The 15,782-nt window shown below is 42.7% G+C and carries 15 protein-coding genes; 11 read left to right on the top strand and 4 right to left on the bottom strand.

All coding sequences use genetic code 11. From position 1 onward, the window contains the following. The first annotated feature begins 15 nt into the window (after positions 1-15). Positions 16-654, top strand: a complete 639-nt coding sequence (locus B3139_RS06715; RefSeq protein WP_209575775.1) for a GntR family transcriptional regulator — start codon at positions 16-18, stop codon at positions 652-654. A 30-nt stretch (positions 655-684) separates the two neighbouring features. Here the strand turns inward: B3139_RS06715 and B3139_RS06710 are convergent, their stop codons facing one another. Continuing rightward, on the bottom strand, positions 685-1,482 hold the full coding sequence (locus B3139_RS06710; protein ID WP_293881066.1) for an SMP-30/gluconolactonase/LRE family protein: 798 nt from the start codon (positions 1,480-1,482) through the stop codon (positions 685-687). A gap of 153 nt (positions 1,483-1,635) precedes the next feature. On the opposite strand from B3139_RS06710, the gene B3139_RS06705 reads away from it, so the two are divergent. Genes B3139_RS06705 through B3139_RS06675 form a run of 7 tightly spaced genes read left to right on the top strand, consistent with a single transcriptional unit; the run spans position 1,636 to position 10,100 of the window. Next, the gene (locus B3139_RS06705) at positions 1,636-2,958 is read left to right on the top strand and encodes an aspartate aminotransferase family protein (protein ID WP_293881064.1); all 1,323 of its coding nucleotides are present in this window, start codon (positions 1,636-1,638) and stop codon (positions 2,956-2,958) included. A 9-nt stretch (positions 2,959-2,967) separates the two neighbouring features. Then, the gene (dgoD, locus tag B3139_RS06700; RefSeq protein ID WP_293881062.1) at positions 2,968-4,146 is read left to right on the top strand and encodes a galactonate dehydratase; all 1,179 of its coding nucleotides are present in this window, start codon (positions 2,968-2,970) and stop codon (positions 4,144-4,146) included. A gap of 31 nt (positions 4,147-4,177) precedes the next feature. Next, positions 4,178-4,945, top strand: coding sequence for an SDR family NAD(P)-dependent oxidoreductase (locus B3139_RS06695; protein ID WP_293881060.1), 768 nt, complete (start codon positions 4,178-4,180; stop codon positions 4,943-4,945). Between the two features lie 3 nt (positions 4,946-4,948). Continuing rightward, positions 4,949-6,340, top strand: coding sequence for a hypothetical protein (locus tag B3139_RS06690; RefSeq protein WP_293881059.1), 1,392 nt, complete (start codon positions 4,949-4,951; stop codon positions 6,338-6,340). Continuing rightward, positions 6,321-7,886 carry an SLC5 family protein gene (locus tag B3139_RS06685; protein ID WP_293881057.1) on the top strand — a complete coding sequence of 522 codons (1,566 nt, stop codon included), beginning with the start codon at positions 6,321-6,323 and terminating at the stop codon, positions 7,884-7,886. Before B3139_RS06690 ends, B3139_RS06685 begins: the two co-directional genes overlap by 20 nt. 50 nt (positions 7,887-7,936) lie before the next feature. Further along, positions 7,937-9,136 (top strand): M20 metallopeptidase family protein, encoded by a 1,200-nt coding sequence (locus B3139_RS06680; RefSeq protein WP_293881055.1) that lies wholly within the window; start codon positions 7,937-7,939, stop codon positions 9,134-9,136. After that, a complete protein-coding gene (locus B3139_RS06675; RefSeq protein ID WP_293881053.1) occupies positions 9,129-10,100 on the top strand; it encodes a Gfo/Idh/MocA family oxidoreductase in 972 nt (323 codons plus the stop codon). The genes B3139_RS06680 and B3139_RS06675 overlap by 8 nt, the downstream gene beginning before the upstream one ends. Positions 10,101-10,135: 35 nt before the next feature. On the opposite strand, the gene B3139_RS06670 is transcribed toward B3139_RS06675, so the two are convergent. Genes B3139_RS06670 through B3139_RS06660 form a run of 3 tightly spaced genes read right to left on the bottom strand, consistent with a single transcriptional unit; the run spans position 10,136 to position 12,280 of the window. After that, the gene (locus tag B3139_RS06670) at positions 10,136-10,813 is read right to left on the bottom strand and encodes a YiiX family permuted papain-like enzyme (RefSeq protein WP_293881051.1); all 678 of its coding nucleotides are present in this window, start codon (positions 10,811-10,813) and stop codon (positions 10,136-10,138) included. A gap of 16 nt (positions 10,814-10,829) precedes the next feature. Continuing rightward, positions 10,830-11,786, bottom strand: a complete 957-nt coding sequence (locus B3139_RS06665; protein ID WP_293881049.1) for a hypothetical protein — start codon at positions 11,784-11,786, stop codon at positions 10,830-10,832. 2 nt (positions 11,787-11,788) lie between these two features. Next, positions 11,789-12,280, bottom strand: coding sequence for a hypothetical protein (locus tag B3139_RS06660; protein WP_293881047.1), 492 nt, complete (start codon positions 12,278-12,280; stop codon positions 11,789-11,791). 314 nt (positions 12,281-12,594) lie between these two features. On the opposite strand from B3139_RS06660, the gene B3139_RS06655 reads away from it, so the two are divergent. From B3139_RS06655 to nadE, 3 genes are read left to right on the top strand one after another with little or no spacing between them, the layout of a single operon-like run. Further along, a complete protein-coding gene (locus B3139_RS06655; protein WP_293881046.1) occupies positions 12,595-13,407 on the top strand; it encodes a hypothetical protein in 813 nt (270 codons plus the stop codon). 4 nt (positions 13,408-13,411) lie between these two features. Continuing rightward, positions 13,412-14,908: a nicotinate phosphoribosyltransferase gene (locus B3139_RS06650; RefSeq protein ID WP_293881044.1), complete on the top strand. Its 1,497-nt coding sequence runs from the start codon at positions 13,412-13,414 to the stop codon at positions 14,906-14,908. Further along, the gene (gene nadE, locus B3139_RS06645; RefSeq protein ID WP_293881042.1) at positions 14,898-15,680 is read left to right on the top strand and encodes an NAD(+) synthase; all 783 of its coding nucleotides are present in this window, start codon (positions 14,898-14,900) and stop codon (positions 15,678-15,680) included. Before B3139_RS06650 ends, nadE begins: the two co-directional genes overlap by 11 nt. Positions 15,681-15,782 lie beyond the last annotated feature (102 nt).

The following is a 15,782-nucleotide window of genomic DNA, read 5'->3' as shown; positions in this document are numbered from 1 at the left end:
CAAATTGTATACAATATGAAAGAGGATTCGCTTGCCTATAAGGTTTATTTAGAAGTGCGTAAGAAAATTTTGTCTAGTCAACTGGTTGGGGGGGCAAGATTGGTGGAGAGCGCTTGGGCAGATAAGCTTAATGTAAGCAGAGTTGCTGTTCGCGAGGCATTTATGCGTTTAGCTGGAGAAAGTCTGGTTGAATTTGGTGAAAAAGGTGGTTGTTTTGTGAAGAAAATGACGGTCGAAGATGTAAAGGATATTCGTGAACTTCGAGAACTTCTCGAAATAGGGGCCTTGAAGATTTTGTTTTCAAAGAAAAATAAACAACTTATCGAAGATTTGGAATTGATATGCAATGATTTTTCTGAAATGGTTAGCAAAGGGTATTATGGTGGTGCGTGTGAAGCGGATGTACGCTTTCATGAGCGGATTATTGAGGGGACCTGTAATTCAAGATTAATTTCCATTTACAAGAACAGTAATATCCCTTTATTTCATATGAAACTTGGAGCTATTATGGGCCAAATGGAGGATTATTTGGATACGGAAAAAGAGCATCGTGCGATTGTGGATGCGCTGAAAGCTGATGATTGGAATAAGGCTTACACTACGCTGGTGCATCATTTGGATCGAGGTGAGCAGGAAGCTTTGGAATTAGTTTAGTATTTTTGGTTTTTATAGCGGGTCTATTGGTTACAATAGACCCTTTTTTGTACAGTCCCACTGTAATAATTGCCCATTTTGGGCTTCGGTAACAATTAGTCCTTGAATGCCTTGTCGATCCAAGGCACAATTCGTTGGATTCATTCCAGGAGTAAAAATTTCCTTTGTAGTCTTGCTGTTGATATCCATCGAGAGGATGTGCTGTGATCCATAGATTGCCGCAAAAAGATGGTTATCATGACTTAAAGCTATCCCGTCTGGGCCGATGCTCCCGCCTGTTTCTAGGAATTTTTCACTATGTTCTACCTGACATGATATAGGATTCCAGCGCATTCGCCATATCCATTTGGTACCTGTTTCGGCCACGAAGAGCGAACAGTGATCTGCTGCGAAGGCCAATCCGTTTGGATAGAATAAATCGGTTTGGATTTTAGCAAGCAAGCCATGTGTATTCAGGCAACAGAGGTATCCTGTGCCATCCGCTAAGTCATCTCCTGGGCAGGTAAACAATAGGTTGCCAAGTCGGTCAAAACATAAATCGTTGGGCATCTTTAAGGGTTTTCCTTTAATTTCTGTAGTGATGGTCGTGCATTTTTTGTGAATGGGATCATAGTAGCGTATGCTATTTTGTTGTGAATCGCAAAACCAGATATTTCCTTTTTTGTCTATCGCAATCCCATTGGGATGGCCGCCAACGGCTATTCTGCTATGCCGATTGTTTTTATAGTAAACCAAGTTTCCTGCTTCTTTCTCGACAAGCCATATGTTGCCCTTATGATCGAAAGCCGGGCCCTCCGGAAATTGAAGTCCGTCTAAAAGAATATTCATTTTTAAAAATTTTAAAATTTATTTTAAATGTATACAAAAATATCGTAATTTGGTATACATAAAGTAATGCGAATTTAAATACAAATTGCTGCGTCATACGCAGCCGTAATGATCCAATTATAACAATAATAAATAGCAAAATTTTTAATAAGCATGCAAGAAAATGAAAAATCATCCGCTATACTGCGGGAGAATGCAAGATGGATACCTGGTGGAGTGGTGTCCTTAAACAGGAAGTCAGATCCTAATATCTGCTTCGTAAAAGGAGAGGGCAGCCAAGTCGAAGATATTGACGGCAATAGGTACATTGATTATCAGGCCGGATTTGCAGCATCTTTTTTGGGGCATAATGATCCCGATGTCAATGCTGCAGTGTTGCAGACATTGCAGGAGCAGCAAGTGTTGATGGGAGCAGGGCCAACCTTATTAGAAGGTGAATTTGCAGAGCTTTTTTGTCAGTCTGTTCCTTCCGTGGAGAGTGTTCAGATCACGACGACAGGATCGGAAGCAACTTACCATGCCATCCGTATTGCCCGGGCTGTAACAGGGCGTGATCACGTGATTGTGATGCAGGGCGGGTATAATGGTTGGCATAATGATGTGTCGTGTAATGTGATCAGCCAACGTGCAGATGTGGGGTCGTACCAAAGCCCTGGGGAATATCCTTTCGATTCATTAAGTGCCGGTGTTCCCAAAAACCACAGCGATTTAGTCCATATTGTGAACTATAATGATTTAGAAAGCGTGCTGTATGTGGTTCAAAAATATGATGTTGCTTGTATTTTATTGGAACCGATTTTACAGAATATTGGAATTGTAAAGCCACAGGAAGGTTATTTGGAGGGTTTGCGTAAAATGGCCGACGAGCAGGGATTTCTATTGATCTTTGATGAAGTGAAAACCGGATTTCGACACGCACTGGGCGGATACCAGTCGATCTGCGGTATTCAACCAGATCTTTCAACATTCGGAAAGGCGGTTGCAAACGGCTATCCATTGGGTGTTATTGCAGGAAAGAAAAAATATATGGATTACTTTGTGGATCCCGACAAATCCAAAAGAGTTATGATTGCCGGTACTTTTAATGCTTTTCCATTAACTACTGCGGCGGCAATTGCGACATTGAAAAAATTGGGTAGCTCCAAACATGGCGTTTATGCCCATGTCGAAGCATTAGGTGCGCGTTTGGAGCAAGGATATAAGGAAATATTTCCTAAATTAGGCATACCATTTTATGTCGCACGACAAGGATCTGCCTTCTGTACATATTTTATGGATCATGCGCCTGTGAATTTTCATGATATTTTGGATAACCACAACTTTGAATTGGATACCCAATATCGTAAGAAGCTCATTAAAGAGGGAATTTTCAATTTTCCAGCGCCAATTAAACAAGGAAGTATCTCCTTTGCACATACTGAGGAGGATATTGACAGGACTTTGGAAGCAACTGAACGCGTGATAAAAAGTTTGTAAACCCTAACTATGAAAATAACCGCTATTGAAACCTTTGTGTGCCATGCGCGCATGCGAAATTGGATTTTTGTCAAAATCATCACCGACCAGCCTGGTCTTTGGGGCTGGGGCGAAGCCACATTAGAATGGCACACGCAGAGTGTGGTCGGTGCAATCAAAGATATTTCTCAATTGTTGATCGGGGAGGATCCTCGTCGTATCGAGTATCTATGGCAGATGATGTATAGACAACACTTCTGGCATGGAAACGGGATCGTTCGAGGTACGGCCATCAGTGGTATTGATATCGCCTTATGGGATATTCTGGGCAAAATACACAATGTTCCTTGTCATGAGCTGTGGGGCGGCCGAGTACGTGATTATATTCGTTTGTATTGTCATTTAGGAGGTGGTCGCATGGAGGATTTTTATGAGACGGCTCCAGATGATGCGAAGAGATTTGGTGATCTTGCGCTGAAAGCCGTTGATGAAGGTTTTACAGCTTTTAAATCGATGGCTGTTCCTGAAACCATGTCTTTAGAAGGTCTTCGCCCAATTAAATATGCAGAGGCTTGTGTAAAGGCCATGCGTGATGCGGTGGGCGACGATATTGACATCATGGTAGATTGTCACGCGCGGCCTAGTCCACGTATGGGGATGCAGTTTGCTAAAGCGCTGGAGCCTTATGGGCTGTATTTTTTTGAAGAACCCTGCTGGCCAGAGACCATGGAAGATATTGCCTTAATCCAGCGTGCTGTTACCACACCTATTGCTTCGGGCGAACGATTGATTGGTGTACATGCATTCCGGGATATGCTCGAGAGGCGCGCGGTGAGTGTGATTCAACCCGATATCACTCATTGCGGCGGTCTTTCTGAAGCGCGTAAGATCGGGGCTTTGGCTGATGCCTATCGTGTGTCAATGGCACCACATAATCCACAGGGCCCTGTGAGTACAGCAGCCTCTATCGAGCTGGGTTTTGCAACACCTTCCTATATTATTTGTGAGAGCGTGCATAAGGACGTCGAATGGCGGCAGGATGTAGTTACCGAAGGGTTTAAGGTTCAGGAGAAAGGGCGTATTGTGCTTCCGAATACACGACCTGGATTGGGTATTGAAATCAATGAAGAAGAAGTGAAGAGACATCCTTTTCAGCAGGAGATATTGCAGCGAACATTTTACAAGGATGGTAGCGTAGGGGATTGGTAGTCTTAATATTGGTACTCTTAAAATAGCGTAGATGGAGGAATTTAAGAATAAAGTTGTGTTGATCAGCGGGGGGCTCGGTGATATCGGAAGAGCAATGGCTGAGGCATTTTTAGCGCAGCAGGCCATCGTCTGTATCTCAGATCGGTTTGAACCCCATATCGCTAACGAGCGATGGCCGCTATTAGGAAGATCCCAAACTGGCATCTTTTACGATCAGGTTGATGTGGCTGATGCAGCACAGGTGGACGCCTGGGTTGCACGCATACATCGCGAGTTTGGGGCGATATCCGTTGGGATTGCCAATGCTGCCTGTGTTACGATCAAAGATTTTAGGACATTGACAAGCCACGAATGGCGGAATGAAATGGCCGTTAATCTTGATGGTGCATTTTTTATGGCCAATGCCTGTGCAAAATCATTTATAGCGGGTGGTACTGCGGGTTCAATTGTATTTCTCGGTAGCTGGGCAGCACATGCAGTCCATCAGAATTTACCGGCTTACAGTGTTTCGAAGGCAGGGATAAGGATGCTCTGTCAGGCCTTGGCACTTGAGTATGCCAAAGATGGGATTCGCATCAATGAAATTGCGCCAGGCTATGTCAATGCAGGATTGAGTAAAATTGTATGGTCGACAAATAGTGAACTTCAGGAAAAAGCAAAAGCGATCGTGCCCCTCGGTGAGATCATCGAAGCTGATGAGATCGCTAAACAGGTCCTTTGGATTTGTTCAGACAACTGTAAGCATATGACTGGTACTTCTATTGTGATGGATGGCGGTCTTTCCTTGATTAGACCTTAGGCTATGAAACAAAAAGATAGCTTTAAAGATACAACAGGAAGGTTGGCCGCAAGGTTCGGACTTAGTCAGGCTGATATTACGCCGCCGATCGGTATTTATTCCCGTAATTGGGGTGCTGCTGCCTTTGATCAGGCGACAGCTATCCACCAGCCGCTGATGATGCATTGTTTGTATATCGCATCCTTTGATCAACCGCCTGCAATTATAGTAACTGCAGACCTGGGCTGGTGGAAAAATGCAGCCGATGAGAAAGCTTTGCGCTTTGCGCTACTTGAGCATTTTGATCTCGATGAATCGCAGCTGATTTTTGCACTATCACATACACATGCAGGCCCAAGTATCTGTTCGAGCGATGCCGGGCAGCCTGGCGGACAACTGATTGTGCCTTACCTGAAATTTCTTACACAACAGGCGATATCTTGTATTGAAACGGCACGCAGTACGCTGTTTAAAGGAAGTTTGATCTGGAATTATGGCGTTTGTGATTTGGCAAGCGACCGTGATTTGAAGGTGGATGCACAGTATCTGATTGGTTACAATCCATTGAAAACAGCCGATACAACGCTGTTGGTCGGGCGATTACATGACAGTGCCCAAAATTTAAAGGCGGTTATTTGCAATTATGCATGCCATCCCACAAGTTTTGCTCATGAGAATGACTTGATCTCACCCGATTTCGTAGGCGAAATGCGAAATACGGTGGAAAGCGTGCTTGCTGTACCTTGTCTTTTTTTGCAGGGCGCATCGGGAGATCTGGCTCCACGGAGACAGTATGTAAAGGATCCGACAATAGTAGAAGCCAATGGAAAACAGTTGGGATATGCCGTGCTTGCGACACTGGCCCAAGAACAGCATAGTCATAAAAACTGGGGGTTTAGAGAGGCATTGATTTCAGGAGCTCCATTAGCCTGCTGGGAATTTCAGGAACAGCCTGTTTCAACCGATTTTAGACAAACGGTAGTATCGGTCAAAGTACCTTACAAAAATCTGCCTAGTCCCGAAGCCATTTTAAAGGAATATGAAAGCTGTACCGATCGTGTGCTCAAAGACCGCCTTTGGCGAAAATATAATACATGTAAATCTATTGGGAACAAAAAGGAAGCAATTATTCCCGTATGGATATGGAAAATGGGAGATGCGGTATTAGTAGCCCAGGCCAATGAAGCCTATTCCTGTTACCAAATGGAGGTTAGGGCTCAGTTTCCAGATCACACAATTGTTTTTATCAACATTGCCAATGGATATGTAGGGTATCTCGCACCAAGGGAGCTTTATGATAAGGATATCTATGCCGTGTGGCAAAGCCCTTATGCCAGTGGAAGTCTTGAAATACTTATTGAACAAACGAACTTAGAAATTCAAACATTATTGACCGATGAAACTCGATTGGATTGACATCATTATTTTTGCCGTATACATTATCGGTATAGTGGTACTGGGATTATATGCTTCTCGAAAAAACTCCGTTTCAAAACGTGATTATTTTCTCGCGGGCGATAAGCTGCCCTGGTGGATGATTGGCGGAAGTATCATTGCTGCAAATATCAGCAGCCATCATCTGGTAGGAGCCATGGGCGCTGCTTATAGTCGTGGTTTCGTAGCGATTACCTTGGAGTGGGGAGCCATTCTAATCGGTTTTAATGCATTGCTTTGGATATTTCTGCCATTTTATATCCGAAATGGCTTTTATACGATTCCCGAATACCTCGAAAAAAGATATGGCAATGCTACCCGGGTGCTTTATGCTATTCTGATCTTGTTTACCTATGTATTCGTGGAGATTGGTGCTGTTCTTTATTTGGGTGGCCTTTCGTTACATGCTTTGTTCGGTATTCCTATCCTATACAGTATTTTTGGCATGGCAATTCTAACGGGCTTGTATACGGTGTTAGGGGGGCTGAAGGCGGTAATATGGACAGAAATGGTGCAGCTTGTCATTCTGGTGCTGGGGGGGATAGTTTTGACTTTTGCAACCATCGATGCAGCGGGAGGATTTCAGTCTGTTATCGATTCAACCAAAGATTGGAAAATGTTCTATCCCGCAACTGATCCTGATTTTCCCTGGACCATGTATCTTGGCGGGTTGTTATGTATTAGTGTGTTTTATTGTGCCACAAATCAATTTATTGTGCAGCGCGTATTGGCTGCAAAGAATGAATGGCATGGACGCATGGGGGTAATCTTTGGCGATTACCTTAAATTTTTGGTTCCGCTGATTATTACCATTCCAGCATTGGTTGCTCCTAAATTCTTACCGCATCTCGATCAGCCCGATTTGCTGTTCGCGACCTTGGTAGAAACATTATTGCCCAAAGGTCTGGTAGGGTTGGTTATGGCCGGATTAATCTCGGCAATTATGTCTCATATTTCGGGTGCGATCAATTCCTGTACGACGATTCTGACAGTTGATATCTATGGCCAGTACATTAATAAAAATGCAACGGACTATGAAGCCATCCGTTTTGGGAAGCGCGCCGGAGTAGCGATTATCGTTCTCGGAATCATGAGTGCAGTTGTTCTAATCAGTTATTCGGATAAACCAGTTTTTCTTTATCTAATGAACCTATATGGTCTCTTCACACCAGGTATTGCGACTATGTTTTTGATGGGTGTATTTTGGAAAAGAACAACATCGCAAGGAGCATTGACGGCTGGTTTATTGACCATTCCGCTGTCTTTACTTTTGGAATATGCATTGCCTGAAATGCCATTTTTCAATCGAACTGGTATTGTATTCTGGACATGTATGATCGCTTGTGCAGTAGTCAGTCTAATGACACCTGCGGTTGCAGAAACGAGGTTGACAAATCTTGTGCTCACAGGCGAAACTTTTCAGGTTCCCGATCAGGATAAAGCCGCTTATCGAGGATTTCGAAATCCAACGCTGTGGTGGATAATCATTACGGTGCTTGTACTCTATTTTTATGTACGTTATTTTTAACTTAACTTGTTGCAAGATTTACTTATTAAACGCTTCAAATAAAGGAAAACATGCTGAAAGAACTGCACGAAAAAATTAAAAATATTTTTCCAAAAGTTGTTGCTATACGCCGCCACATCCATCTAAATCCCGAATTGTCCTTCCAGGAGTTCGAGACAAGTGCTTATATTCAGCAAAAACTAGTAGAGTTGAATATGCCATTTAAGGTTGTAGCCAATACCGGTGTAGTTGCTGTGCTGACGGGTGAAAAAGCAATGAGCAATGATATTATTGTGCTGCGGGCTGATATCGATGCATTACCAATCCATGAACAAAACAAGGTGAGTTATAAGTCCCGAAATGAAGGTGTGATGCACGCTTGTGGCCATGACTTTCATACGGCCAATCTTTTGGGCGCAGCGTCAATATTGAATGCGTATAAAGCCGAATTTTCCGGAAAGATCGTTTTCCTGTTTCAGCCTGCGGAGGAAAAGATACCCGGTGGGGCTATCCAAGTTTTGGAATCTGGAATTTTGGAATCTTTTGGTGGTACCATCAAAGCTGTACTAGGGTTACATGTAAGTCCTCGTGTTGCATTGGGGAAGGTCGGTTTGCGTTCCGGCCGGTTTATGGCTTCAAGTGACGAGTTTTATTTTACCATAAAGGGGCGCGGTGGTCATGCTGCAGAGCCGCATAGGGCTATTGATCCGATTATGATCGGTGCACAGTTGCTCACGACCTTGCAGCAGATTGTTAGCCGAAAAGCCAATCCCGATGTACCTTCTGTATTAACCTTCGGACGTTTTATTGGTGATGGGGCAGCTAATGTTATTCCAGAAGAAGTGAAATTAGCTGGAACATTCCGTACAATGGATGAGGTATGGCGCAGGGAGGCACTAGCAACGGTGGCTGAAATAGCAGCCACGCTTCCCATGTCGCTTGGGGCAGAGGTCGATGTTGAAGTACGGCATGGTTACCCTGCTCTTTATAATGATCCTACCTTAACGCAAAAAGTCAAAGCGATTATTGCGGATACAATGGGGGCAGACGTGCCACAGGAACTCGACATCTGGATGGCAGCGGAGGATTTTGCCTATTATTCTTATCGTTATCCTTCGCTGTTTATGTTGATCGGAACTAATAACGATGAACCTTCAACCCAATATGGTCTTCACAATCCACAATTCAACCTTGATGAAAAAGCGTTCGAAACAGCGATGGCTGTTATGGTCAATGCTGCGATCTCCCTTTTGAATGAATCAGATGAATAGAAAAGAATTTTTGATGTCCTCTTTTGCATTTGGACTATCCTATGCCGTTAATGCGAATAACAAGGTGTTTTCAAGGCAAGAGAACGTAAAAAAAATAGGAATCATCGGACTGGACATTACCCATGCTGTGGCATTTACAAGGGCGATCAATACGGCAGATAGCAATCATCCCTATGGAAAATTCAGGGTTGTTGCGGCTTATCCCTATGGAAGTAAAACAATCCCTTTAAGTATCGAGCGTATTCCGAAAATTACAGCGGAAGTGCAACAGCTCGGGGTTTCGATTGTATCAAGTATTGCCGAGCTATTGAAAAAAGTAGATTATGTGCTTTTGGAGACAAATGATGGAAATCTACATTTGGAACAGGCACTTCAAGTAATCAAAGCTAAAAAACCTTTATTTATCGATAAACCAATAGCGAATTCCTATGTGGACGCTTTCAAAATTTTTGAAACGGCAAAAAACTACGATTGTTCTGTATTTTCCTCAAGCTCATTGCGTTACATTAATGGGCTTCAGGAATTGGATCGAGCCAATATTATTGGGGCTGATGTCTATTGTCCGGCGGTAACGGAACCTTCACATAAGGATCTCTATTGGTATGGTATCCATGGGGTTGAAATGTTATTTGCGTTGATGGGACCGGGATGTCGTTCGGTGAGGACTGTTCAGGAAGAGGGTACTTCGTTTTATGTTGGGGACTGGTCGGATGGAAGAATTGCCTCACTTCGGGGCATTCGCGAGGGGAAGGATGATTTTGGTGGTACGGTTTTTTTGAAAGATCAGATTGTACATTTGGGACAATTTATGGGCTATGGCCCCTTGTTGGATAAGATCCTTACGTTTTTCGAAACGGGCGTAAGTCCGGTGGACGAAAAGGAAACCTTGGCAATATGCGCATTTATTGACGCCGCCGAAGAAAGTAAATTAAACGGTGGCAAGGCAGTTTTGCTTCAAAAATAGAGGCGGCGGTTTCAAAAATAAAGGATAGAGCCTGCTTAATAATTACTCGCCACCGTAATCAACAATGGACTATTAAAGATTGAAGCGGGGGATATGACGGTTTCGTTCAGGGGAACAGTATTGCCATAACGCTCTTTCAATTTAGCTTTTACTTCGGGACTGCTTAAATCAAAATCTTTCAGCTTTTCCAGCTTCCCAATTTCGATGTCTGCTCCACGTTGGTATATTTTCCAGATCAATTCCGAGCAATAGATCTTATCGTCTGACCATTCGAATGTCGCGTCGTAATTTTTGCCGATAAAATTTTTGCCGATTGCTTTGATTTTGGCTATTGTCGAGCTGTTTAGTATATTGTTGGCATTTTTGAGGCGTTTGACGGCGTAATGTTGCTTTTCGCCACGCGCAATCCAGTGTTCCAGCTTCGTTACAGTTACAGGCTGTACGGCTTCCAACACGTAAGGTTTGCCTTGTTCGTAAAAAATAATGCCACAATGGGAATAGGGAGAACGTGTTGCTAATTGGATGGCCTTGCATTGTGGTGAAATAGAAGACTGAAAGATCATATCGCCATCGTTGAACTGGGGCAATTTTGAATTAGCTTTCGATTGCTTGGAAATCATTGGCTTTTTTTGCGCATGGACTGGTAGCGTCAGCGCTGTAGTGATCATAAGATAACTAACAAGAGATATCAGGTAAATAAGTGTCTTTTTCATTGTTTTATCGATGAAGTTACTGAAATAGTTTCATGATTTTCTTTGACTTGGTCCTTTCGGCGAGTTGGAAAGCAGATAATACGTCGGATTCATATTGATATACTTTCTCCGTGCTGGCACCTTTCTGCAAAAGATAATCTATGGCTATTTTGTTTTTCATTAAGATCGCTTTTCCAAGTAATGTACATTGTGTGAAGCTATAATCTGCTTTAACTTCATCTATACCCAGACGGTTCAGACTATTTAAAGAAGCTTTACGGATAAAATCCATGTCATTTTTTTCTATTGCCATCTTCAAGACTTCGAAATCATTAAATTGTCTATTTCGAGGCAGAAATAAGCGGTAAAATTGTTTGGCAATAGCATACTGATCCTTTTCTAAAATCCGATGAATGGCATTGCTGCTAAATTCCTCTACTGTGGAAAATCCATGCAGCTGACTAAAAAATAAAAGTATATTTTCAAAAGGGAGCATGGTCGTTTCGAGTTGCAGGAGGCCATGGAGGTCATTCGTGTCAAACAGCTCCTCTATGTGCTTCAGACTATCCAACGTCATCGTGCGAACTGCCGGCTGCATGCTAGGCAGCCAATTTGAGGATTTGGATACAACAAATCTGTGGTCGGTAATCTTATAACTGGCGGAAATGGGAGGAGTATCAAAGCTAATGATCGTTATTATTGTATCGGATAGCTCATAGTGCTTTGATCGAAGGTGCTCTACCGTTGAATTTGTAAATACCGCGTTTAAATCAACCTGAATTGTGTTGATTTGATTCTCCTCAGCCGACAAATTGTAACAAAGTATTCCTTGGTCGCTGATGTAAAAGGGCAGTTTGTCGCCTGTCTGTTGCTGTATATCAAACACCATACTGCTTTGGGATGAAAAAAGTACCGTTGGCAGGAATGATAGCCAACAAAGTAAGTAAAGACCTGTTTTTAGCCATTGGCGATTAATAGGATAAAATGATCGCATAATTAATCGTGATACTGTTCTAAAAACTGATTGATCTGATTCGTTAGACCGAAAGATTCTGTTTCCAATAAATTGATTTCAGCCTCTATCTCGGTTGTCGTCGGTGATAAGGTTAGCTTTTGGTACACCTGAATGTCCAGTTCCAAAACAGCTAATTGCAGCGCTAACAGATGCTTTCCCTCGGTAGTATGGAGCTGCAGTTCGTTGAAGGCATGTTTTAAACGTTCCAGTTCAGCAATTGACTTTTGAAAGTCATTTTCATCGGCCTTGCCAAAGTTCGGATAGGTTTCACCCAAGGTACGAAAAGCATCGAGGTATTCTTCCTCTGACATTTCATAAATATTCGAATAGAGCATATTGTACGCATCGATGGCGTCATAGGTCTCCTCATCCATTAAGTCTTCGCGATAGTTTTCGACCAATTGGTTGATGTCTTGAGATTCAATTTGTATGATTGATTCAATATCTTGTTTGATAAGATTGGCTAATTCCATGCTTTATGCTTAAATAAATCAAAGTCTCTCTCAGCCTACAAATGTGCTGACAAAGATTTTCGAGACTATGGTATAGACAAAGATCATGTTTTATCGTAAAATTTCAATCCCTATAATCCGCTAATTTCGATGAAAACCAGATCGATTTTTTCGTTACACAGATTTTTTCAAATTATTTAACTGGTTTTCAGTGCTGTATGTTCTATTTTAATTTTTATGAGTAAAAAGTACTCAATATATTTTGCAGCGTTAAATTTAATCTCCATATTTGTTGAGTAAAAAATACTCAACAGGATAAAGGAAAATTAGAAGTTATGATTGTATTAAATAAGCATCAGATAGTCACAGAGCAATTTCCAAATGGGGAGACAAAAGTGAAAGATTTTGATCAGTTGATCTTAAAGAACAATCTCATCGAATTTACTTATCAGGAGGATGGCGATTTGATCCGCTTGCTTTTTGTCAAAAAGCGACTGGACGAGGTTCCCTGCGAATCTTGCCGTCTACTGATTCGATATATGCCCTATAGCCGCATGGATCGTAAGATTGAAGGTGATTTGTTTACCTTACAGTATGTGGCTGACTTTATAAATAGTTTACAATTTGATACGGTATCTGTTGTCGAGCCACATTCCAATGTGACGTTGGAGCTCCTGGCGAACAGTGTGGGGATTTATCCGGCACTGGACTGGTTGCCACAATTAATGGAAAAACTTGATTTTTCAGCTCAAGACCGGATTGTTTTTCCGGATAAAGGAGCCGCGGCACGTTATATCAACAGTGGTTATGAAAATAGCTGCATTTTTGAGAAGAAGCGAAACCCACAAACAGGCCGAATCGAAGGGATGGAGCTCAAGGCCGGGGATATTCCGCTCGGGGCAAAATGCATTATTGTCGATGACTTATGTTCTGCAGGTGGAACCTTTCTCTGGGCAGGGAAAATTTTGAAAGAAATGGGAGCTAGTGTGGTCTATCTTTTGGTTACACATTGTGAACCTCGAATTTTTAAAGGCGCATTGCTGGATGATGATTCACCGATAGTCAGTGTGTTTACCACCAATTCAATGATGGATACGGTCCATCCTAAAATAAATTATATCAACTTAACAAATGAGAACCATGTTTAAATCGATGAACAAAAATCCAATCCTTTGGACAGATGGTTACAAATTGTGTCATAAGGATCAATATCCGGATCATACACAATGGGTATACGAAACCTGGACTCCACGCATGTCACGCCTAGAAGGTATCAATCATGTTGTTTTCTTTGGACTTCAAGGGGCACTCGCCGAAATCACCAATTCATTTGATGAGAACTTTTTTGCCCAGCCGGAAGAAAAGGTCGTCGCGGCGTATGAGGAAGCAATCGCATCCGTTTTTGAGCCGACAAACGTTAATTTTGCCTCAACACATGAATCAAAACATATCCGCGATCTGCATCGATTGGGCTATCTCCCAATCAAAGTAAAAGCCTTGCCCGAGGGCAGTCTAGTGCCAATCGGTGTGCCGATGTTTACGATTGAAAATACACATCCGGATTTTTTCTGGCTGCCCGGATATCTGGAGACACAGCTATCCGCTTACGTCTGGTCGCCGATGACTGCGGCGACGATAGCGGATCAATATAAAAGATTGTTGATGGGCTTTGCGGAGACAACGGGCGACGTCAATAAAGTTTTCACCCAAGCCGGAGATTTTTCCATGCGTGGCATGGGTTCTCCCGAAACAGCATATCGTACAGCCGGTGGGCATCTATTAAGCTTCGGTGTATCGGCTACGCTTTCTGTCAGAGAGTATCTGAAATCGTACTACCATGCAAAAAGTGATGTAATGATGTATACCCCATCCACGGAACACAGCGTTATGTGTTCCTATGGAGACGACGAAGTGGAAGCTTTCAGGCATCTCATCACCAACGTCTACCCAAGTGGAAATATCTCTATTGTATCAGACACCTATGACCTCTGGCATGTCGTAGATCATGTTTTGCCGCAGTTGAAGGACATTATTATGGCAAGAGCGGGTAAAGTGGTGATCCGTCCCGATAGTGGCGATCCTGTAAAAATTATCTGTGGTGATGCAGAATCTGATCGCAGTACTGTTCAGAAAGGTATTGTCGAACGTCTATATGAACTTTTTGGCGGCACGACCAACAGCAAAGGATTTAAGGAGCTGGATTCACATATCGGAGTGGTATATGGCGATTCCATTACACTAGATAGGGCCAATGAAATCTGTCAAGGTCTGCTTGATAAGGGTTTTGCTTCCACCAATACCATATTGGGAATAGGCTCTTATACCTATCAATATGTCACACGCGATACTTTTGGTTTTGCGTTAAAAGGGACTGCCGAAATTGTCAATGGAGAATTTAAAGCAATTCAGAAGCGTCCCGCTACAGATACCGGAAACTTTAAGAAATCGCAAAAGGGTATGGTGGCTGTTGTTTTCGAACATGATGAACTTCGTTTAATAGATAACCTGAACCCACAAACTGTAGCTGAACTGGAAAATAGAAACTTGCTGCGAGAATGTTATTTGAACGGTGAATTTATTCACACGTCTAGCTTTGAGGAAATAAGAAATAGATTAAAAACCGAAACAATTCGAGTATATGGAAAATAGCGTAAACAAACCGTTTTTCATCCAGGATGAAAACGTAGCACAGTATGCACAATTAATGGCATCCTGGATTGCTCAGCAAGTGAAATCGGCCGGCCGTAAAGGACTTGTATTGGGAATGAGCGGTGGTATCGACTGCAGTGTTGTGGCTTGTTTATGCCGCCTTGCTCAAGTGGATGTACACTTGGTTATGATGCCCTATGGCAGCGATATGAATACTAGTAAAAGCCATCAGCATGCGATGGAGCTTATTCAGAAGTTTGATTTTCCCTATCATGTATTTGATATTCAGCCCGCGGTTGATGCCCTGACGATTCAGCGCGAAGGGTTTATAACGGAAGCCTCAGCAGCAAACAGAGCCTTGAGTATAGCGAATATCCGTCCACGTGTGCGGATGACCTATTTGTATCAATTTGCGCAGCTAGGAAGTAGATTTGTCATCGGTACAGGTAATATGGCCGAAGCTACCGTGGGTTATTTTACAAAATGGGGCGATGGTGCCTACGATCTGAATCCGCTGGCAATGGTCACTAAACAGGAAGTGTATACATTAGCAAAATACTTGGGCGTACCGGAATCTATTCAGTATAAAAGTCCGTCTGCTGGTCTTTGGGAAGGGCAGACAGATGAAGAGGAATTGGGGATGACTTATGCGCAAATTGATGGGTTTATTCTTAGCGGCACATCGGGCGACCTTACGATAGACGAACGTATTCGTAAGCGTATTGAGCAATCTGCACATAAGTTTGCTGCGATACCTACTTTTAAGGGGTAGTTTTAAATGTTTAAGTAAACTAGCGCAAGCGCGCTCAGGTTGATCGGACCGCAAGGACGATTAGCGTTTTAACGCAATAAATACGGACTTAAAGAAAATGAA

Source organism: Sphingobacterium sp. UBA1498 (assembly GCF_002325125.1).
Taxonomy (GTDB): Bacteria; Bacteroidota; Bacteroidia; order Sphingobacteriales; family Sphingobacteriaceae; genus Sphingobacterium.
The sequence above is the reverse complement of the archived record's forward strand: the minus strand, read 5'-3'. Positions and strand labels throughout refer to the sequence as shown.